Genomic DNA, 18,547 nt, shown 5'->3' on the forward strand with positions numbered 1-18,547 from the left:
ATCACACCCCTACTTGACGCCGTTCCTACCAACGGGGTACGCCCGGTCGGACCAGAGTTTCGCTCGGTTTCGATCCTTCAGCGTCGGGTGAAGTCAGCTGCCGGCTCTTCTGGAGCGCACCGCGCAGCCGACCGAGACGGCGAGGCACAGCGCCGCGACGGCGCCCTGCAACCACGCGGCCTCGCTCACGGCGAGGATCACGTTGACGCCCGAGACCAGGGCGAACAGTGCGGACAGCAGGGCCCAGAGCCGTCGTTCGGCCTTCTCGCCGCGGAACACGAGCAGGGGTGTCGGTGGGTGGGTCACGGCGGGCACCTCCAGTCCGGGCCTGTCGCGCTCAACGTCGACAAGTCAGACGCCGGGTACCCGCACTTTGCGTACCTCACACCTCCGGGTGCCGACTTTCTGGGACCGGCTCCGGACGGTGTGCGCGGTGCGTGATCGCGCTCACCCGACCGTTACTCCGAACAGGAGACCGACGGAGTAGGTGACGACCATCGTGAGCGACCCGACGACCACGTTGCGGCGCACCGCGCGGCCCGTGCGGCTCGACCCGAGGCGGGCGCTGATCACGCCGGTGAGCACCAAGCCGACCAGCACGGCCAGGGCGCACGCCCACACCCGCCACTGCGTCGGCGGCAGCACGATCGCGACCAGCGGGATCGACGCGCCGGCCGCGAACGCCAGCAGCGACGCCCACGCCGCCTGCCACGGGCTGGTGAGGTTGTCCGGGTCGATCTGCAGCTCGGCCTCCGCGTGGGCGCGCAGGGCGTCCTGCTCGGTCAGCTCGCGGGCCACCTGCGCGGCCAGCTCCTCGGACAGCCCCTTGTCCTGGTAGATCTCGGCGAGCTCGCGTTCCTCCTCCTCCGGCATCTCGCGCAGTTCGCGCTCTTCGAGCTTGAGCGCCGCCCGCTCGGTGTCGCGCTGGGTGCTGACCGACACGTACTCGCCGCCCGCCATGGACAGGGAGCCCGCGACGAGCCCGGCGACGCCCGCGGCGAGGATGGCGGTGCGGTCGGTGGTGGCGCCCGCGACGCCGACCACGAGGCCGGCGGTGGACACGATGCCGTCGTTGGCGCCCAGGACGCCGGCGCGCAGCCGGTTGAGCCGGCCGGAGAGGTCGTCGCGGTGCGGTTCACCGGGATGCGTCATGACCGTGATCGAACCACCGCTCGGCCAACGGGTGGTGGCCCCGTCGCGAACGGGTGAAGGCCTGGACAGCGGGAGGATTCCACCTCCGGGGGTGCGGGTGATCCACTCCCGGCTGACGAATCGGGGAGCGGCGGTCAGCCCGCTTCCACGATCCGCCACTGCGGTCCGCCGACCCAGGTGGCCTCCAGCCGGGACCGGTGGCCGGCGCTGGTGAACTCGACCACGACGGCGTCCGCGGGTTGCTCGACGGTGGCGGCGAAGCCCTGGCGCGGGGTGGCCGAGATCGGCTCCATCCCGCCGGCGGAGAAGCGGATCGCGACGACCCCGCCGCGCAGGCTGAAGCTGCGCAGGTACACCGGTTCGCCGTCCTGCTCGGTCCACGTGCCGTTCTCCGACGGCAGGGGTGGCGTGGTCGTGGTGGGTGCGACCGTCGTCGTGGTCGGGGCGACCGTGGCGATCACCGCGACCGTGGTCGTCGTGGTGACCGGTGCGGCGGTGGTGGTCCTGGCGGTGGTCGTGGCGATCGCGGACGACTGCGTCGGTCCGGCGACGACGCGCGGCAGTTCGGGTGCGCCCGCGTCCAGCACGAACCGGATGCCCAGCCAGGACAACGCCACCGCGACCGCGGTCGACGCCGACCACGCGGCGAAGTACTGCAGGCCCCTGGTCACGCGGTCATCCTGCCGGCGGGATCGGCGCCGCGAACCCCTCGGTCGGCGGGACCGGCGCTGCGGACCCCTCTGCTGCCCGTGGAACCGGCGCCGCGGACCCCTCTGCTGCCTGTGGAACGGGCGTCGCGGACCCCTGACCGCCGGTCGGTCAGCGCCCGGTTCCGGGATCGCACGGCGTGGTGCCGACGTGGCTGCCGACGTCGTCCTGGTCGGCGGCGGCGAGCACGGTGTCGAGCAGGTTGGGGAACCGGGCGTCGACGTCCGCGCGGCGCAGCCGGACGTAGCACCGGGTGCCCTCGTCGCGCCGCCAGGTCAGGCCTGCGGTGTTGAGCACCTTCAGGTGGTGGCTGAGCGTGGACTTGGCGACGGGGACGGCGAACTCGCCGAAGTTGTGCTCCTCGCCGTCGGCGAGCAGGCGGACCAGGCCGACGCGCAACGGGTCGCTGAGCGCCGCGAGCACGTCGGTCAGCATCAGCCGATCGACGTCGGGGTTGGGTTCGGGGTGGCGCACACCACCAAGTCTAGATGTTCGATAGTTTGCGAACATCGAAGTTGCGCGAGTAGGTTGTTCGTTGTTCACCGAACTTCGAACAAGGCGGGGATCATGGAGTTTGACGGGCAGGTCGCACTGGTCACGGGCAGTACTTTGGGCATCGGTCGGGAGACCGCGCGACTGCTGGCGCTCGGCGGCGCGACGGTGATCGTCACGGGGCGGGACGTGGCGCGCGGCGCGGAGACCGTGGCGATGGTCGAGGCCGACGGTGGGCGGGCGAAGTTCATCGCGGCGGACATGGCGGACCTGGACTCGGTGCGCGAGTTGGCCGAGGCGGTCGGCGAGGTGGACGTGTTGGTGAACAACGCGGGCATCTTCCCGTTCGCGCCGACGGTGGAGCAGGACGTGGAGACGTTCCAGCGGCTGTTCGACGTGAACGTGCGGGCGCCGTTCTTCCTGACCGCAGCCCTGCTGCCGCGGATGGCGGCGCGTGGCAAGGGGAGTGTGGTGAACGTGTCCACGTCGCTCACCTCGTTCGCCCTGCCGGGCGGCGCCGTCTACGCGGCCACCAAGGCGGCGCTGGAGTCCCTGACCCGGACCTGGGCGGTGGAGTTCGGCGGCACCGGCGTGCGGATCAACGCCATCGCGCCGGGCGCGACGGACACCGAGGGGGCCTTGGCCCTCAACTCGGACGCGGTGGCGGCGGTCGGCGACCAGTCACCGCTCGGCCGCACGGCCTCACCGCGCGAGATCGCCGAGGCCATCGTCTTCCTCGCCTCGCCGCGCTCCAGCTACATCCACGGCGAACTCCTCCAAGCCGACGGCGGCCGCACCATCGGCTAACCCCCGCAACCCCCCACATCTCCCACCTCCAAAACGCGCGTGTCCCACCTCCAAAACGCGCGTGTCCTACGTTCAGAACGCGCGTGTCCTACGTTCAGGTACCCCGAGTTCAACGCTCAGGATCGCCAGACCTGTTCTGAGCGTTGAACTCGGGTGTTCTGAACGTAGGACACGCGCGACCGGAACGTAGGACACGCGCGACGTGAACGTGGGACTCGCGCGGGTTAGTTGGTGGCGGAGTTCAGGAGGGGCAGGTAGCCCTGGGCGTAGCCGGTGGCGTTGGGGTGGAAGGACTCGACCAGGCGGAACAGGGAGAACTGGTTGATCCACGGGGAACTGCCGCACGCGCCGTGGCCCGCGAAGTGGGCGCGGGCGTCGACGTAGCGGACGCCGGCGGCCGCGGCGCGGGCGGCGATGACCTCGTGGAGGTTGTCGGCGCCCCGGTTGAGGGCGGTGCGCTTGGTGGTGCTCATGCACGTGCCGGCCGGCTCGACCAGTCGCGGGTAGCCCAGGACGACCACGGTCGCGTTCGGGGCGCGGGTGCGGATCGTGGCGTAGGTGACGTCGAGTCGCCCGGGCAGGGTGGTGCGCGCGGCCTCGATGCCGTTGTTCACCGCGTTGACGCAACTGGTGTCGCTGCCCGTGACGCAGGTGATCATGGTGTTGGCGAAGCCGACGTCGTTGCCGCCGATGGTGATCGAGACGAGGTCCGTGCCCGCGTCGAGCGAGGCGAACTGGTCGGTCATGCTCTGCGTGGTGGCCCCACCGCAGGCGGCGTACTTGAACGACGACACCTCGTGGGTGTTCGCCCACAGCTGGGCGTACCCGCGCGAGCTGCGGTAGCACGACCCGCTCTGGTACGGCGGCGCGCCGGTGCCGGAGGAGTACGAGTCGCCCAACGCGACGTAGTCGACCGGAGCGGCGGCCTGGGCCCCGGTCGAGGTGAGCATGACAGCCAGGGCGGCGGGCAGCACCGCGCACACGACCCTGAGAAGACGTCCGCGCACGTCGAGTCCTTCCTCGAAACATCACCTGCGTGAAGGCGGCAGGTCGCCGACGTTACGAAGGCGTTCCGAGGGATCACAGACGGTGCTATTCTCATTACCTGCGAGTAACCTGGACCGCTTCGCCGGGGTGCCGCCATGACCGTTCCGCGCCGCAGCGACGCCCTGAGGAACCGGGCGTCGATCATCCGCGCGGCCGAGCAGCTGGTGGTCCGGGGCACCACCCCGTCGCTGGCGCAGGTCGCCCGCCTGACCGGCCTCGGCCAGGCGACGGTGTACCGCCACTTCTCCGACCGCCGCACGTTGCTGCTGGCCCTTGCCCGGGAACACCTCGGCGTGCTGGTCGAAGCGGCCGAGCGCAACGCCGACGACCCCGCCGCGTTCCGGGCGCTGCTGGGCGCGGTGATGGCCTACCAGGTGTCGATGCGCCCGCTGGTCGACGAGATGCGCCGGTTCCCCGAGCCCGACCGACGCGGCCACCTGCGCCGGCTGCTCGACGCGCTGCGCGGGCCGTTCGACCGCTCGCAGGCCGCGGGCCACCTCCGCCACGACGTCGTGCTCACCGACGTGGTGGTGGTGCTGACGATGCTCCAGGCGGCGGTGGACCGGACGCCCGACCCGAAGCGGGCGATCCCCGTGCTGCTGAACGGTCTGTTCCGCCCGGAGCCCGAACCCCGCCAGGTCGGGTGACGAGCCCTGTCGAGCCGGGGGCGAGTTCTGTCGAGCCGGGTGACGAGCCCCGGCAGGTCGGGTGACGAGCCCGACCGCCCAGGGGCGCACCGGCCCGCGTTACCGTGCGCGCCATGGTCTCGGTGCTGCTCGTCGAGGACGATCCGGTGGTGCGGTCGGCGGTGAGCCGGGCGTTGACCGGGCTCGGACATGCCGTGCTGCCCGTCGGCACCGCGCTGGAGGCGTTGCGGGAGATCACCGGCGGCGCGTTCGACCTCGTCGTGCTCGACCTGGGCCTGCCCGACATGGACGGCGCGGACGCGCTGCGCATGATGCGCGGCGTCTGCGACGTGCCGGTCATCGTCGCCACCGCCCGCGACGACGAGACCGAGATCGTCCGCCTCCTCAACGCGGGCGCCGACGACTACCTGGTCAAGCCCTTCTCCAGCGAGCACCTCGCGGCCCGGCTGGCCGCGGTGCTGCGCCGGGCCCGCAAGGACACCGCGCCCGCGGCGCTGCGGATCGGCCGGCTCACCGTGGACCCCGACCGCCGTGAGGCCCGGCTGGACGGCCGCGAGCTCAACCTGACCCGCAAGGAGTTCGACCTGCTGGCCTACCTGGCCGCGCGCGAGGGCAAGGTGGTGCCGCGCGCCGAGCTGCTGGCCAACCTGTGGAACCTGCCCGGCAGGCACGACGACCAGACGCTGGACGTCCACCTGTCCTGGCTGCGCCGCAAGCTCGGCGAACGCGCCGCCGAACCCCGTTACCTGCACACCGTGCGCGGTGTCGGGTTCAAGCTCACGGCGGCGGAATGAGGAAGTCGCTCGCCCTGGTCTCGCTGGCCGTCACCTCGATGGTCGCGCTCGCGTTCCTCATCCCGCTGGCCCTCGTGGTGCGCCAACTCGCCGAGGACCGCGCCATCGCCGACGCCCAACGCCTCGCTGGCGCGCTCACCCCCGTCCTGGTGATTACCACCGACCCCGCGTCGGTCGGTCAGGCGCTCATGAGCACCGCCGGCCGGGTCGCGGTGCACCTGGCCGGCGGCGAGGTCGTCGGCGTGCCGGTGGCGACCGACGACCAGCTCCGCACCGCCCGCGAGCAGGGCCTGTCGTTCACCCAGCCGATCCCGGCCGGTTACGTGCACCTCCAGCCCGTGCTGCTGGACGAGGGCCGGGTGGCCGTGGTGGAGGCGTTCGTGCCGCGGGCCGAGCTGTCCCGAGGCGTGGAGCAGGCGTGGCTCGCGCTCAGCGGGGTCGCCGTCGCCCTGGTGCTGGGTTCCGTGCTGGTCGCCGACCGCCTCGGCGCACGGGTCGTCAAAGCCGCCGCCGCACTCGCCGAGGGCGCGCGCAGAATGGGCCAGGGTGATCTCACCACCCGGGTGGCGCCGAGTGGACCGCCGGAATTGCTCGACGTGGGTGTGGCGTTCAACCGGATGGCGGATCGGATCGGCCAACTGGTCGCGAACGAACGCGAAATCCTGGCCGACCTGTCGCACCGCCTGCGCACCCCGCTCACCGCGTTGCGGCTCGATTCCGAAACACTCGGGCAGGACCCCAACGCCAACCGGGTCCGACAGGCCGTGCACGCGCTCGAACGCGAGGTCAACGAACTCATCCGGGCCGCCCGCCGGGAACTCGACGACCCCGACGGCGGCCGCTGCGACGCCGCCCGGGTCGTGCACGACCGGCTCGTGTTCTGGTCCGCCCTGGCCGACGACCAGCGGCGGCTGTGGAACCTGCGCGGCACCGAGCGGCCCGCGCTCGTCCCGCTCACCCGCAGCGACCTGGCCGCAGCGATGGACGCGGTGCTGGGCAACGTCTTCCGGCACACTCCCGAGGGCGTCGGGTTCGTCGTGGCGCTGGCCCGCCGGGCCGACCACGTGGTGATCGTCATCGAGGACGCCGGGCCCGGCATCGAGGACCTGGAGGCGGCGGTGCGGCGGGGGAGCAGCGGCGCGGGCTCGACCGGCCTCGGCCTCGACATCGCCCGCCGGGCGGCGGAGTCCACCGGCGGGTCGTTGGTGGTCGACCGGGGACCGCTCGGCGGCACGCGGGTCCAACTGCGGCTGGGCCTCGCGGAGGAGCCAGTCTGACCGCCGATCCCTTTTCGGCGCCTGATGACACCTTTAAATGTTCCTTAAATAATTAGTCGTTGACACTTCCTCGTTCCCGGATAAAGTGATTCACGGAATTAGGACGGACGCAGCGCTCCCCCCTTGCCGGTCCGCCCGGTTCCCACTTCGGTGCGGCGACCGCGTGCGCTTACCCTGCGAAGAAGCGCACCTGCGGTCGCCGCGCCCGAAATGCCGCCGAATGCAGATTGAGGTTTTTCGCGTGTCGCGCAAGAGCAGTGTGCTGCCGGTCGTCGCCGTGCTCGCCGGGCTGGTCCTGTCCGGGTGCGAGCACCCGGACGGCCTGGCGCTGGTCGCGGCGAGCGCCACCGCCACCGCCCGCACCACGTCCGAGGTCGACGTCGAGCCGACCACCGCGACCACGTCGGACCCCGCCTCGTCGGCACCCGGCACCACCACGACCACGACGAGCGAGCCGCCGCCCGTCACCACGACCACGACCGCGGTCACGACCACCGCCGAGCCGCCGAGGCAGACCCAGCCCGCGGCGCAGCCGCCCGCGGCCGCCACGCCGACCAGGACCGACGTCGAGCTGGCCGAGGCGAAGGTGGTCGAGCTGACCAACGGCCAACGCGCCGCGCACGGCTGCCCCGCGTTGGCCGCCGACGACCGGCTGGCCGCCGCCGCCCGCGCGCACAGCGCGGACATGGCCGCGCAGAACTACTTCGACCACGTGTCCAAGGACGGCCGCAGCTTCGTCGACCGGGTCAAGGCCGCCGGTTACCCCGCACCCGGCGCGGAGAACATCGCCGCCGGTCAGCGCACCGCCGAGGCGGTGGTCAAGGGGTGGATGGACTCGCCGGGCCACCGCGCCAACATCCTCAACTGCAAGCTCAAGACGTTGGGCGTGGGCATGGCTCGCGGCGGTTCCTACGGCATCTACTGGACTCAGAACTTCGGCTGGTGACCGTCGCGGTCGTGCCCGCCCGCCGGTAGCTCGTCCAGGATGAGCACGGTGTGGCTGGACGTCACGTCCGGCATCGTCTGCAACCGGGACAGCACCAGGTCGCGCAGGCTGTGCGCGTCCGGCGCGCGGACCAGCAGCACGAGGTCGTAGTCGCCCGACACCAGCGCGCCGTGCCACACCTCCGGGATCTCCATCACCCGCCGCCGCACCGCCTTCCACGAGTGCTGGCTGATCTTGAGGTAGACGTAGGCGGAGATGCCGAAGCCGTAGCGCTCCGGGTCGACCACCGCCGAGTACCCGGTGACGACGCCGTCGCGGTGCAGCCGTTCCACCCGCGAGTACGCGCTGGCCCGCGAGATGTGCAGCTTCTCCGCCAGCGTCCGCATCGACATCCGGCCGTCCGCGCGCAACTCCTCCACGATGCGCCGGTCGAGCGCGTCGAGGGGTGCCGAATGTCCAGCCCGCACCGTCATGTGGCCGACCTTAACCCGCCTGCGCGGCCATTCGTCCGGATCAGGGCTCCGGATCTGGAACTTTGGCCGGTGTGAGCTGGACCATGCCCTCCATCTCGACCCTTGAGACACCGGAGGAGCCATGGCCCGCACCCGCGTGCCCGAGCGGACGTTGCTGCCCAGCGACGAACCGCTGTCGCTGCTGCGCAAGGACGGCTCGCCGGTGGACGACTCGCCGCTGGCGATGCCCGACGACGACGTGCTGGTCGAGCTGCACCGCCGGATGGTCGTCGGCCGCCGCTTCGACACCCAGGCCACCGCGCTGACCAAGCAGGGCAGGCTGGCGGTCTACCCGTCCTCACGCGGCCAGGAGGCCTGCGAGGTCGGCTCGGTGCTCGCGCTGCGCCCCACCGACTGGCTGTTCCCGACCTACCGCGACTCCGTCGCGCTGGTGACCCGGGGTGTCGACCCGGCCGAGACGCTGACCCTGCTCCAGGGCGGTTGGCACCTGGGCTACGACCCCTACGAGCACCGCGTCGGCCCCCAGTGCACCCCGTTGGCGACCAACACGCTGCACGCCGTCGGCTTCGCCCACGCGGCCCGGCTCAAGGGTGAGGACACCGCCGCGCTCGTGCTGCTCGGTGACGGCGCCACGTCCGAGGGCGACACGCACGAGGCGCTGAACTTCGCCGGCGTGTGGCGGGCCCCGGTGGTGTTCCTGGTGCAGAACAACGGCTACGCGATCAGCGTGCCCATGTCCAAGCAGAACGCCGCGCCCTCGTTGGCGCACAAGGGCATCGGGTACGGCGTGCCGTCCGTGCTGGTGGACGGGAACGACGTGGCCGCCGTGTACGCGGTGGTGCGCGAGGCACTGGAGTCCGGCGGGCCGACGTTGATCGAGGCGCTCACCTACCGGATCGAGGCGCACACCAACGCCGACGACGCCACCCGCTACCGCACGTCCGACGAGGTCGCGGCGTGGCTGGACCGGGACCCGGTGGACCGGATCGAGGCGTACCTGACGGCGCGGGGGCTGCTGGACAACGCGCGCCGGGCGGCGGTGGCGGCCGAGGCGGAGGAGTTCGCGGCGTCCGTGCGGGCGAAGATGAACGCCGACGTCGTGCCCTCGCCCGACGAGCTGTTCGAGCACGTCTACGCGACCACGCCGCGCCACCTGCGCGAGCAGGCCGCGGCGCTGCGGGAGGAGCTGGCATGACCGCGGTGTCCACGCAGGCGTCCCAGGTGTCCATGGCCGGCGCGTTGAACCGGGCGCTGGCCGACGCGCTGGCCGAAGACCCGAGCGTGCTGGTGTTCGGCGAGGACGTCGGCGCGCTCGGCGGTGTGTTCCGGGTGACCGACGGCCTGGCCGCGCGGTTCGGCGAGCAGCGCGTGTTCGACACGCCGCTGGCCGAGTCCGGCATCGTGGGCACCGCCATCGGCATGGCGATGAACGGGCTGCGGCCGGTGGTGGAGATGCAGTTCGACGCGTTCGCCTACCCGGCGTTCGAGCAGATCACCAGCCACCTGGCCAAGATGCGCAACCGCACGCGCGGCCGGGTGTCGTTGCCGGTGGTGATCCGGGTGCCCTACGGGGGCGGCATCGGCGGCGTCGAGCACCACTGCGACTCGTCGGAGGCTTACTACACGCACACGCCGGGGCTGCGGGTCGTCACGCCCGGCACGCCCGACGACGCGTACCGGTTGCTGCGCGACTCGATCGACTCGCCTGATCCGGTGATCTTCCTGGAGCCGAAGCGGCGGTACTGGGCCAAGGGTTCCCTCGATCCGGCGAACCCCGTCGCGTTCGACCGGGCGCTGGTGCGGCGGGCCGGGCGGGACGTCACGCTGATCGCGTACGGGCCGATGGTCGCCACCGCGCTGGAGACGGCCGAGGCGGCCGAGGAGGAGGGCTGGGACGTCGAGGTGGTCGACCTGCGGTCGCTCTCGCCGTTCGACGACGAGACGGTGTGCGCCTCGGTGGTGAGGACGGGGCGGGCCGTGGTCGTGCACGAGGCGTCCGGGTTCGGCGGGTACGGCGCGGAGGTCGTGGCCCGGGTGACCGAGCGGTGCTTCCACCACCTGCACGCGCCGGTGCTGCGGGTGACCGGGTTCGACATCCCCTACCCGCCGCCGAAGCTGGAGGAGCACCACCTGCCGGGCGTCGACCGCATCCTGGACGCGATCGCCCGGCTCCAGTGGGACGACCAGGTCGTGGGAGGCCGCGGTGCCTGACTTCCGGCTGCCCGACCTGGGCGAGGGGTTGACCGAGGGCGAGATCGTCACGTGGCTGGTGTCGGTCGGCGACCAGGTGACCATCGACCAGCCCGTGGTCGAGGTGGAGACGGCGAAGGCCGTGGTCGAGGTGCCGTGCCCGTTCGAGGGCGTGGTGAGCGCGCGGTTCGGCGAGCCGGGGGAGAAGCTGGCCGTCGGCTCGGTGCTGCTGACCGTGGGCGCGCCCGAACCCGCGCCGGAACCGGGGTCGGAGTCCTCCGGCAACGTCCTGATCGGCTACGGCACGTCCGACTCCCCGCGCCGCCGACGCCGCCACACCCGCGAGTCCCGCACCCGGAACGCGCGTGTCCTGCGTTCGGAACACCCGGGTTCGACGCTCGGCACACCCGAGCCGGTCGCCGTCCCGGCCGCGCGCACCGCCGCGCCCGCCGTCATCTCGCCGTTGGTGCGGCAGCTGGCCCGGGAGAACGGCCTGGCGCTCGACCGGATCCCCGGCACCGGGCCCGGCGGGGTCATCCGGCGTGCCGACGTGGAACGGGAACTGGCCGCCCGCGCCGTGCCGGACGCGCCTGCCGTGTCCGCAGCGTCCGCAGGGCCTGCCGCGTCCGCTGGGGCTGCCGGGCCTGGCCGCCGCATCCCGTTGCGCGGCCTGCGCGGCGCGGTGGCGGAGAAGCTGGCCACGTCACGTCGGGAGATCCCCGAGGCGACCGTGTGGGTGGACGTCGACGCCACCGGGTTCCTGGCCGCACGGGCCGCGATGCCGTCGGTGTCGCTGCTGGCGCTGCTGGCCAGGTTCACCGTGCTGGGCCTCAAGAAGTTCCCCGAGCTGAACTCGCGCGTCGAGGGCGACGAGATCGTGGTCCTCGACCAGGTGCACCTCGGCTTCGCTGCCCAGACCGACCGCGGCCTGGTGGTGCCGGTGGTGCGGGACGCGCAGTCCCTGACCACCGCCGAACTCGCGTCCGCGATCGCCGCGCACACCGCGACGGCACGCGAGGGCAGGCTCACGCCCGCCGCGATGACCGGCGGCACGTTCACGGTCAACAACTACGGCGTGTTCGGCGTCGACGGCTCGGCCGCGATCATCAACCACCCGGAGGCCGCGATCCTCGGCATCGGCCGGATCATCGACCGGCCGTGGGCGGTGGACGGGCAGCTCGCCGTGCGCAAGGTCGCCCAGCTGACGCTCGCGTTCGACCACCGGGTGTGCGACGGCGGCACGGCGGGCGGGTTCCTGCGGTTCGTGGCCGACTGCGTCGAGTCCCCGATCACCGCCCTGGCCGACCTCTAGGGCCGGCGAGGTGACCCGCCGCGGAAATCCGAACGACGGCGGCGCGGGACTTTCGTAGGTTGTCCGACGTGACCAAGCCCGACTACCCCGTTCGGACCCGGCGCCTGACCCTGCGCCCGTTCACCCTCGACGACCACGCCGCGCTGCACTCGTGGATGTCGCGGCCCGACGTCGTGCGCTACCTGTACGGCGAAGCCCGCACCACCGAGGTGACCGCCGCCAGCCTGGCGCTCAAGGCGTCGGTGCGGTGGCCGGAGAAGGAGGGCGACCACCTCGCGCTGGCCGTGGAGGTCGGCGGCGAGGTGATCGGCGAGGCGGTGCTCAAGTGGCTCAGCGAGGAGCACCGGCAGGGCGAGGTCGGCTACATCCTGCACCCCGACCACCACGGGCACGGCTACGCCACCGAGGCCGCCGCGGCCGTGCTCGACCTCGGCTTCACCCACCTGGGCCTGCACCGGATCGTGGCGTCCTGCGACGCGTTCAACGAGCCGTCGTGGCGCGTGATGGAACGGCTGGGGATGCGCCGCGAAGCCCACTTCCGGCACAACGAGATCTTCAAGGGCGCCTGGGGCGAGGAGTTGATCTACGCGATCCTGGAGGACGAGTGGCACCGGATGGGGGACAGCCGGTGGCGGCCGGACGGCGGATGATGGCTCGATGCAGAGGTTCACGGAGGACAGCGGCGCCTACGAGCACTGGCTGACGGACAACCAGGACCAGTACGTCATCAACGCCGAACGCAGCCTGAACCCGAACAACCTCATGCTCCACCGCGCCTCCTGCCACACGATCAACGGCACACCGGCCGGCGGCACCACGTGGGTCGGCAGCTACGTGAAGCTCGTCGGCACCCGCGCGGAACTCCAGACCGAACACCCGACCGCCCGCCCGTGCCGCCTCTGCCTGTAGGGACGCGGTCATGTCGAGCCGGTTGGTCTGGTACGTCAGCTACGGGTCGAACATGCACGCCGAGCGGTTCGCGTGCTACCTCGCCGGTGGCACGCCGGTCGGTGCGGCGCGGGGCTACCCGGGCTGCCGGGACACCAGCCCACCCCTCGACACCAGGGCACTGGAGTTGCCCGGTGGCATCTACTTCGCCACCGAGTCGCCCGTCTGGCTCGGCGGGCGCGCGTTCTACGACCCCGAACTGCCCGGCACCACCGCCGCCCGCGCCTACCTGGTCACCGCCGGGCAGTTCGCCGACGTCGCCGCCCAGGAGATGTACCGCGACCCCGGCGTCGACCTCGACCTGACCGCGGTGACGACCCACGGCAGGCACGCGCTCGGCACCGGCCGCTACGAGACCCTGCTCCACCTCGGCGAGCACGACGGCCACCCGGCGCTGACGTTCACCGCGCCGTGGCGCGCGGCCGACGTCGAGCACACCAGACCCTCGGCCGCCTACCTCACCATGCTCGCGTCCGGCCTCGCGGAGGCGCACGGCTGGACCGCCGCCCGCATCGCCGACCACCTCGCCCGCCGCACCCCGTTCTGGACCGCGGCCGACATCGCGGCGCTGGTCAGTCCTTCGCCACCACCGCGTTGAGGTTGCCGTCGTCCCCGGCGACGCACGACGCCTCCCGCACCGTCATGGCCAGGAACTCCGTCATGCACCGGCCGAACTGCTCGTAACCCCGGTCGTTGGGGTGGAACGACTCCTGCAACGCGTGCCGGGCCCGCGCCTCGTCCCGCAGGCCGTCGAAGTCCACCGTGAGCCGGGTGAACCACTCGTCGTCCTGCTTCTCGCCGCCCATGCACGCCTCGCGGTGATCACCGGCCTTGGACAGGTCCAGGAACCGCGCCTCCGCCGCCTTCGCCGCCGTCCGCAGGCCCTCCGACAGCTGCTCGACCGCCTTCTCCCGCACCCACCGCAGGTCACCGGTGCGCAGCGGGCACCCGGCCAGGTTCTGCAGGTCGAACGGGAGCCCGGGCGCGACCGGCGCGGCGTAGGACTGGAGCACCAACGTGTACGAGCGGGGCGTGTAGCCCTCGTCCTGCAACACCCGGCGGACATCGCGCAGCGCACGCTCCACCTTGGGCGTCATCCGCTCGACCCGGGCCTTCCACTCGTCCGCCATGGCCTGCGCGCAGTCGGTGCGGCGCTCGATCCACGCCCGCAGGCACGCGCCGAGCACGTCGGCGAACCGCGGGTCGTCGTTCGCGCCCACCGCCACCACGACCACCGACACCCGGTACTCGCGCGCGATCGCGGCCAGCTGCCTGGCCTGCGACCCCTCGGTGTTGCGGACCTGGTCGGTGATGCCGACCTGCTCGGAGTTCGCGCCCGAGCAGGCCAGGTTGAACACCCGGTCCACGCCCGCGACCTGCGTGCTGTGCACCGAGGCCTTCGTCGACCGGTGGCACCAGTTGCCGTTCTCGCCGTTGGTGCCCGGCTCGTACGAACCCGCGCCCTCGCCGGCCATGGTGCTGTCGCCGAGGGCCACGATCGCGCGGGGCGCGTCGCGCTTGGGCCCCGGCAGCGTCGGGTACGGCGAGTCGCTGACCAGCAGCAACAGGGCGAGCAGCGGGAACACCAGGACGACGGTGGAGAATCGGCGCGACATCGACGCCTATCCTACGGAGATCCGCCCGCCGCCGAGCACCAGCGTGCGGTCCGCCGCGCGGTGCACCTCGTCGTGGTGCGTGGCGACCAGCACGGCCGTGCCCTCGTCGGCCGCACGGCGCAGCACCCCCACCGCCGTCGGCGCGCTGCGCTGGTCCAGGTGCGCGGTGGGTTCGTCGGCCAGCAGCACCCCCGGCCCGCCGACCACGGCACGGGCCAGCGCGGCCCGCTGCTGCTGCCCGAACGACACCTCCGCCGGGTACCGGTCGGCCAGCTCCGCGATGCCCAGCTCCTCCAGCAGCCCGGTCACCCTGGTCAACGAGCCGCCGCCGCGGCCGAGCCGGAGGGGCAGCGCCACGTTCTCGGCCAACGTCAGCTCGCCCGCCAGGCCCAACGCCTGCGGCAGCAGGGCGCACACCTGCCACGACGGCGGCGACGTCAGCACCTCGCCACCCATCTCCACCGTGCCCTCGTCCGCCCGGTCGAACCCCGCCAGCACGGCCAGCAACGCGCTCTTGCCCGACCCGGACGGCCCCGACAGCGTCACCAGCTCGCCGGGCGCCACCTCCAGGTCCACGCCGCGCAGCACGTGCACCGGTCCGCCGGCGTGCCGGAACGTCCGTTCGATCCCCTTCGCCCGCAGGGCCGTCATGCCACCAGCGCTCCGTTCCGCAGGTCGAACCGGGTGTCGGCCAGCGCGATCAGCCGGGGGTCGTGCGAGGCCACCACGACCGGCACGCCACCGCGCGCCAGGTCGGCCAACGTCTCCAGCACCAGGTCGGCCGACGCGGTGTCCAGCTGCGAGGTCGGCTCGTCGGCCAGCACGACGCCCGCCTGCCGGGCCAGCGCGCACCCGAACGCCAGCCGCTGCTGCTGCCCGCCGGACATCGCCGACACCTTCCACCAGGCGGTGCCCGGCAGCCCCAGCCGCTCCAGCACCTCGTCCACCGGGGCGACCCGACCGGCCGCCTGCGCCGCCGCACGCAGGTTGTCGCCCACGTCCAGGTGGCCGATCAGGTTGTCCGCCGGGTGCTGGAACACCAGCGCGACGTCGCGCCGCCGCAGCTCGCGCCGCGCGCGGGACGACAACCGCGCCGTGCCCCTCCCGCGCAGCTCGACCGCGCCCCGCGTGGGCCGCTCGACCAGGCTCAACACCCGCAGCAACGTCGACTTGCCCGACCCGGACGGCCCGGCCAGCACCGTCAGGCCCCTCGCGGGCACGTCCAGCGACACGTCCGACACCGCGGTCACCGCGCCGGCGGGCGTGCGGTAGTCCACGCCCACCTCGCGCACCCGCAACACGTGCTCAACCACGGATGAGCTCCCCGATCCTCGCCGAACGCACCGCGCGCACCGCGATCCACGCCGCCACCAGCACCACCAGCACGCTCCCCACGACCGTCGTCACCAGCAGCGGCAGGACGTCCGGGACCTCCGGGGCGGGCGTGAGGCGTGGCGCGGGATCCAGCTTCGGCACGGTGACGCCGCTGCTCACCGCGCTCGCGGCCAGGCCGACGACGACCGCCGCCGCGGCCACCGCGCCCAGCTCGACCAGGTGGCTGCGCAGCATCGCGGCCGGTCCCAGGCCCATCCTGGTGCTGAACGCGCCCGACAGCGCGTTCTGCCGCCGCCGCACCTCCACCGCCAGCAGCAGCGCGATCGACGCCACCACCGCGAGCACCGCGCCCAGCGCCGCGACGAACCCGAACGTCCACTGGATCGTCAGGAACGGCAGGCCCTGCACCGCCTTCTCCTTCTCGCCGACGTTGCGCGACAGCTTCACGCCGGCCGCCGACAGGGCCTCGGTCACCTCGCCCAACGGCTTGCTCGACCACACGTACCAGGAGCCGACGTCACGTCGGTCCCCGATCCGGTCGACCGGCACCACCCAGCCGGACCGGCCGAGCTTCGGCAACGACGGCACCCACGCGTCCGGCTCGATCGGCGGCAGCCCCGGCAACCGGACCTCGCCGCGCGGTACGTCACCCACCCGCAGCGGCTGGGCCAGCAGCGCCGGGTCGACCTCCGACGGGAACGCGCCGTCGCCGAACGTCCTCGGGTCCACCACCAGCGCCGCGCGCTCGTACTGCTTGACGAAGCCCACGATGGTGGAGTTGCCGCGCAACGCCTCCGGCAGCTCGGTGACCCCCGCCGGGATCTGGACGTAGCTGTTCGCCCCCGTGTACATCCCGGACTTCACCTCCAACGCGGTCCGCTGCGACCCCGAGATGGCGGCGCCGACCGCGATGGTGCCCACGGCCAGCACACCCACCAGCAGCACACCGGTCACCGGACCGGCGCCCGCCGCGAGCCGCCGGATCGCCAACTGCGCGGCCGGCTTCGACCACAGCCGCACCCGGTGCGACGCGGCCAGCGCCCACCTCGCCACCCGGGCGGCCAGCAGCGCCGCCGTGAGCACGACCAGCAGCGGGAACGCCAGCGCGGCGGCGTCGATGCGCGGCAGCGCGCCGATCCTGGGCGTGGTGGCCAGGCCGCTGTGCTGCACCCGGTTCCACGCCCAGACCGCGAGGGCCGCGGTGGCCAGCTCCCACGGCAGGGCGGCCAGCACCTTGCGCAGCCGGTTGCCGCGCTGCGCGACCTGGAACATCCGGTGCGTGCGCAACGCGCCGGTCGCGAACGCGACCACGAGGCTCAGCGCCACCACGACGACCACCGCCAGCGCCGCGGTCGTCACGGTGCCCGGCGGCAGCCGGTCGGACGGCGCGTACCAGGGCAGCAGCAACCGGGCCGTGCCCAACCCGGCCGCACCGCCCAGCACCAGCGGCAGGCCCAGTTCCAGCACGCCACGACCGCCGAGGGCGAACGGCCCGGCGCCGCGCACCCACAGCAGCCGCAGTTCCCGCTCCCGGCGCTGTGCCCACTGGACGGTGACCGTGGCGACGCCCGCCAGGCCGATGAGCAGGCTGATCAAGGTGAGCGGCAGCACGGCGGACCGCACGTTGGTCACGGTCTGCCTGGCGTTGTCCACCGGCAGGTCCAGCAGCGAGATCGTGCGGTTGAAGTGCTGTTGGAGCGGGGCGATGCGCGCCGTGCCCTCGGCGAGCAGGGCCGCGGCCTCGTCGACGGTGCCCGGCGGGTCGGCGGGGAAGCGCACCGTCACGTCCGTCAAGCCGGCGATCTCCGGTGGCAGCGCGGCGAACGACTCTGCGCTGGGCAGCCACACCACGGCGGTCGCCAACTCGTCGCGGTCGAGCACGTTGGGCACGACGAAGTGGCGTTCCGAGCACCACCACCCGGGCAGCGGGTCGAGGATGTCGGCGTAGATCGCGGTGACCGGTGGCAGCCGCCCGCCCATGCCGCGCTCGCCCAGCCGCAGGTCCGTGGTCTCGGCGATGCTCCGCGGCACCCACAGGCCGTCCTTCGAGCCGCCTTCGAGAACCTTCAGCCGGTCGGTGGCGCCGGGGCGGTAGCCGAACTTCGCGTCGGTCGGCCGGCCACCGAAGTCGACGCGCTGCTCCCGGAGGTAGGTGCCGATCAACGGTGCGCGGTCCGGCACCGACTCCTCGATCGCCCGGACCATCCCGGGGACGTGCTCGTGGGGGACCCCGGTGGCCTCCAGCGACGGGTGCAACGCCTCCGTGCACAGCCGGTCCTGCTGGTAGTCGATCGCGGCGCTGCCGGACGCCGCCGAGTGCATCACGGCGGCGGCCACCACGAAGCTCAGCAGCAGCGCGGTGACCACGCTGACCAGCAAGGTCAGCGGACTCGACAGGGCCGCGCGCGGGGCGGCCCTCCACGGGATCTGCACCCGCGAACGGTAACCGGCGACCTGTCCACAGAGGAGACCTTCCGTGAACGCCGTTCATGATCCGGACAACGTCCGGACAACGCGGTCCGTTGTCCGGAATCGACGGACTGGATCGGACACGGGTTGACGCCGGCCGGTTCAGGGTACCGGGACGGCATGAGGCCGAACGTGCTGAAGAAGTCGCTCGCGGTGTTGGTCAGCGGCGCGGCGTTGTTCCTGACCCTGGGTGCCGGGTGCCAGAACGAGGGCGACGGCGAGAACGGCGACCAGCCGGGCGTGGAGCAGCAGGACGAGCAACAGGACCAGGACGGCGAGCAGCAGGACGGCGGTGAGCAGGAGGGCGGCGAGCAGGAGGGCGACAACTGACCGG

General features: G+C 72.7%; 22 protein-coding genes. 12 read left to right on the forward strand and 10 right to left on the reverse strand.

Annotated elements, in window-relative coordinates; translation table 11 throughout:
* Positions 1-93 precede the first annotated feature (93 nt).
* From AB0K14_RS14375 to AB0K14_RS14390, 4 genes are all read right to left on the reverse strand, one after another.
* Entirely contained in the window at positions 94-306 is a 213-nt protein-coding gene (locus AB0K14_RS14375) for a hypothetical protein (protein WP_360461019.1), read from the reverse strand.
* A gap of 141 nt (positions 307-447) precedes the next feature.
* Positions 448-1,152, reverse strand: coding sequence for a VIT family protein (locus AB0K14_RS14380; RefSeq protein ID WP_360461016.1), 705 nt, complete (start codon positions 1,150-1,152; stop codon positions 448-450).
* Between the two features lie 134 nt (positions 1,153-1,286).
* Complete coding sequence (locus AB0K14_RS14385; protein WP_360461013.1) at positions 1,287-1,823, reverse strand: hypothetical protein; 537 nt, start codon at positions 1,821-1,823, stop codon at positions 1,287-1,289.
* 148 nt (positions 1,824-1,971) lie between these two features.
* Positions 1,972-2,334 (reverse strand): helix-turn-helix transcriptional regulator, encoded by a 363-nt coding sequence (locus tag AB0K14_RS14390; RefSeq protein WP_360461011.1) that lies wholly within the window; start codon positions 2,332-2,334, stop codon positions 1,972-1,974.
* Between the two features lie 93 nt (positions 2,335-2,427).
* Between AB0K14_RS14390 and AB0K14_RS14395 the strand changes: the two genes are divergently transcribed.
* The gene (locus AB0K14_RS14395) at positions 2,428-3,159 is read left to right on the forward strand and encodes an SDR family oxidoreductase (RefSeq protein ID WP_360461008.1); all 732 of its coding nucleotides are present in this window, start codon (positions 2,428-2,430) and stop codon (positions 3,157-3,159) included.
* 224 nt (positions 3,160-3,383) lie between these two features.
* Here AB0K14_RS14395 and AB0K14_RS14400 read toward each other — a convergent pair whose 3' ends face one another.
* Positions 3,384-4,166 (reverse strand): SGNH/GDSL hydrolase family protein, encoded by a 783-nt coding sequence (locus AB0K14_RS14400; RefSeq protein ID WP_360461005.1) that lies wholly within the window; start codon positions 4,164-4,166, stop codon positions 3,384-3,386.
* A 135-nt stretch (positions 4,167-4,301) separates the two neighbouring features.
* On the opposite strand from AB0K14_RS14400, the gene AB0K14_RS14405 reads away from it, so the two are divergent.
* The 4 genes from AB0K14_RS14405 (at position 4,302) to AB0K14_RS14420 (ending at position 7,870) form a co-directional block, all read left to right on the forward strand.
* Positions 4,302-4,853 (forward strand): TetR/AcrR family transcriptional regulator, encoded by a 552-nt coding sequence (locus tag AB0K14_RS14405; RefSeq protein ID WP_360461002.1) that lies wholly within the window; start codon positions 4,302-4,304, stop codon positions 4,851-4,853.
* A 113-nt stretch (positions 4,854-4,966) separates the two neighbouring features.
* Entirely contained in the window at positions 4,967-5,647 is a 681-nt protein-coding gene (locus tag AB0K14_RS14410) for a response regulator transcription factor (RefSeq protein WP_360460999.1), read from the forward strand.
* Positions 5,644-6,924 carry a HAMP domain-containing sensor histidine kinase gene (locus AB0K14_RS14415; RefSeq protein ID WP_360460996.1) on the forward strand — a complete coding sequence of 427 codons (1,281 nt, stop codon included), beginning with the start codon at positions 5,644-5,646 and terminating at the stop codon, positions 6,922-6,924. The genes AB0K14_RS14410 and AB0K14_RS14415 overlap by 4 nt, the downstream gene beginning before the upstream one ends.
* A 241-nt stretch (positions 6,925-7,165) precedes the next feature.
* A complete protein-coding gene (locus AB0K14_RS14420; protein ID WP_360460993.1) occupies positions 7,166-7,870 on the forward strand; it encodes a CAP domain-containing protein in 705 nt (234 codons plus the stop codon).
* Here AB0K14_RS14420 and AB0K14_RS14425 read toward each other — a convergent pair.
* Complete coding sequence (locus tag AB0K14_RS14425; protein WP_360460990.1) at positions 7,852-8,343, reverse strand: Lrp/AsnC family transcriptional regulator; 492 nt, start codon at positions 8,341-8,343, stop codon at positions 7,852-7,854. The genes AB0K14_RS14420 and AB0K14_RS14425 overlap by 19 nt on opposite strands.
* 121 nt (positions 8,344-8,464) lie before the next feature.
* On the opposite strand from AB0K14_RS14425, the gene pdhA reads away from it, so the two are divergent.
* The 6 genes from pdhA to AB0K14_RS14455 all read left to right on the forward strand — a co-directional run bounded on the left by pdhA (position 8,465) and on the right by AB0K14_RS14455 (position 13,391).
* Entirely contained in the window at positions 8,465-9,538 is a 1,074-nt protein-coding gene (pdhA, locus tag AB0K14_RS14430; protein WP_360460988.1) for a pyruvate dehydrogenase (acetyl-transferring) E1 component subunit alpha, read from the forward strand.
* Entirely contained in the window at positions 9,535-10,554 is a 1,020-nt protein-coding gene (locus AB0K14_RS14435; RefSeq protein WP_360460986.1) for an alpha-ketoacid dehydrogenase subunit beta, read from the forward strand. The genes pdhA and AB0K14_RS14435 overlap by 4 nt, the downstream gene beginning before the upstream one ends.
* Positions 10,547-11,845 carry a dihydrolipoamide acetyltransferase family protein gene (locus AB0K14_RS14440; RefSeq protein WP_360460983.1) on the forward strand — a complete coding sequence of 433 codons (1,299 nt, stop codon included), beginning with the start codon at positions 10,547-10,549 and terminating at the stop codon, positions 11,843-11,845. Before AB0K14_RS14435 ends, AB0K14_RS14440 begins: the two co-directional genes overlap by 8 nt.
* Positions 11,846-11,913: 68 nt before the next feature.
* Complete coding sequence (locus tag AB0K14_RS14445) at positions 11,914-12,495, forward strand: GNAT family protein (RefSeq protein WP_360460980.1); 582 nt, start codon at positions 11,914-11,916, stop codon at positions 12,493-12,495.
* Between the two features lie 7 nt (positions 12,496-12,502).
* Positions 12,503-12,754 (forward strand): hypothetical protein, encoded by a 252-nt coding sequence (locus AB0K14_RS14450; RefSeq protein ID WP_360460977.1) that lies wholly within the window; start codon positions 12,503-12,505, stop codon positions 12,752-12,754.
* 10 nt (positions 12,755-12,764) lie between these two features.
* Entirely contained in the window at positions 12,765-13,391 is a 627-nt protein-coding gene (locus AB0K14_RS14455; protein ID WP_360460974.1) for a histone deacetylase, read from the forward strand.
* Here AB0K14_RS14455 and AB0K14_RS14460 read toward each other — a convergent pair.
* Genes AB0K14_RS14460 through AB0K14_RS14475 form a run of 4 tightly spaced genes read right to left on the reverse strand, consistent with a single transcriptional unit; the run spans position 13,366 to position 18,177 of the window.
* Positions 13,366-14,409, reverse strand: a complete 1,044-nt coding sequence (locus tag AB0K14_RS14460; protein ID WP_360460971.1) for a GDSL-type esterase/lipase family protein — start codon at positions 14,407-14,409, stop codon at positions 13,366-13,368. The two genes, AB0K14_RS14455 and AB0K14_RS14460, sit on opposite strands and share 26 nt — an antisense overlap.
* 6 nt (positions 14,410-14,415) lie before the next feature.
* On the reverse strand, positions 14,416-15,060 hold the full coding sequence (locus AB0K14_RS14465; RefSeq protein ID WP_360460968.1) for an ATP-binding cassette domain-containing protein: 645 nt from the start codon (positions 15,058-15,060) through the stop codon (positions 14,416-14,418).
* On the reverse strand, positions 15,057-15,722 hold the full coding sequence (locus tag AB0K14_RS14470) for an ATP-binding cassette domain-containing protein (protein ID WP_360460965.1): 666 nt from the start codon (positions 15,720-15,722) through the stop codon (positions 15,057-15,059). Before AB0K14_RS14470 ends, AB0K14_RS14465 begins: the two co-directional genes overlap by 4 nt.
* On the reverse strand, positions 15,715-18,177 hold the full coding sequence (locus tag AB0K14_RS14475; protein WP_360460962.1) for an ABC transporter permease: 2,463 nt from the start codon (positions 18,175-18,177) through the stop codon (positions 15,715-15,717). Before AB0K14_RS14475 ends, AB0K14_RS14470 begins: the two co-directional genes overlap by 8 nt.
* Before the next feature lie 156 nt (positions 18,178-18,333).
* Here AB0K14_RS14475 and AB0K14_RS14480 point away from each other — a divergent pair, with 156 nt between their 5' ends.
* Positions 18,334-18,543 carry a hypothetical protein gene (locus tag AB0K14_RS14480; RefSeq protein WP_360460959.1) on the forward strand — a complete coding sequence of 70 codons (210 nt, stop codon included), beginning with the start codon at positions 18,334-18,336 and terminating at the stop codon, positions 18,541-18,543.
* Positions 18,544-18,547 lie beyond the last annotated feature (4 nt).

Origin of the sequence: Actinosynnema sp. NPDC050801 (assembly GCF_040673975.1) — a bacterium.
Lineage (GTDB): Bacteria > Actinomycetota > Actinomycetes > Mycobacteriales > Pseudonocardiaceae > Actinosynnema.

Excerpts from the sequence above, each read along its gene's own strand:
- AB0K14_RS14480 (WP_360460959.1), top strand. The coding sequence starts at position 18,334 with ATGAGGCCGAACGTGCTGAAGAAGTCGCTCGCGGTGTTGGTCAGCGGC.
- AB0K14_RS14460 (WP_360460971.1), bottom strand. The coding sequence starts at position 14,409 with ATGTCGCGCCGATTCTCCACCGTCGTCCTGGTGTTCCCGCTGCTCGCC.
- AB0K14_RS14450 (WP_360460977.1), top strand. The coding sequence starts at position 12,503 with ATGCAGAGGTTCACGGAGGACAGCGGCGCCTACGAGCACTGGCTGACG.
- AB0K14_RS14425 (WP_360460990.1), bottom strand. The coding sequence starts at position 8,343 with ATGACGGTGCGGGCTGGACATTCGGCACCCCTCGACGCGCTCGACCGG.
- AB0K14_RS14435 (WP_360460986.1), top strand. The coding sequence starts at position 9,535 with ATGACCGCGGTGTCCACGCAGGCGTCCCAGGTGTCCATGGCCGGCGCG.
- AB0K14_RS14465 (WP_360460968.1), bottom strand. The coding sequence starts at position 15,060 with ATGACGGCCCTGCGGGCGAAGGGGATCGAACGGACGTTCCGGCACGCC.
- AB0K14_RS14395 (WP_360461008.1), top strand. The coding sequence starts at position 2,428 with ATGGAGTTTGACGGGCAGGTCGCACTGGTCACGGGCAGTACTTTGGGC.
- AB0K14_RS14405 (WP_360461002.1), top strand. The coding sequence starts at position 4,302 with ATGACCGTTCCGCGCCGCAGCGACGCCCTGAGGAACCGGGCGTCGATC.
- pdhA (WP_360460988.1), top strand. The coding sequence starts at position 8,465 with ATGGCCCGCACCCGCGTGCCCGAGCGGACGTTGCTGCCCAGCGACGAA.
- AB0K14_RS14455 (WP_360460974.1), top strand. The coding sequence starts at position 12,765 with ATGTCGAGCCGGTTGGTCTGGTACGTCAGCTACGGGTCGAACATGCAC.
- AB0K14_RS14415 (WP_360460996.1), top strand. The coding sequence starts at position 5,644 with ATGAGGAAGTCGCTCGCCCTGGTCTCGCTGGCCGTCACCTCGATGGTC.
- AB0K14_RS14410 (WP_360460999.1), top strand. The coding sequence starts at position 4,967 with ATGGTCTCGGTGCTGCTCGTCGAGGACGATCCGGTGGTGCGGTCGGCG.
- AB0K14_RS14380 (WP_360461016.1), bottom strand. The coding sequence starts at position 1,152 with ATGACGCATCCCGGTGAACCGCACCGCGACGACCTCTCCGGCCGGCTC.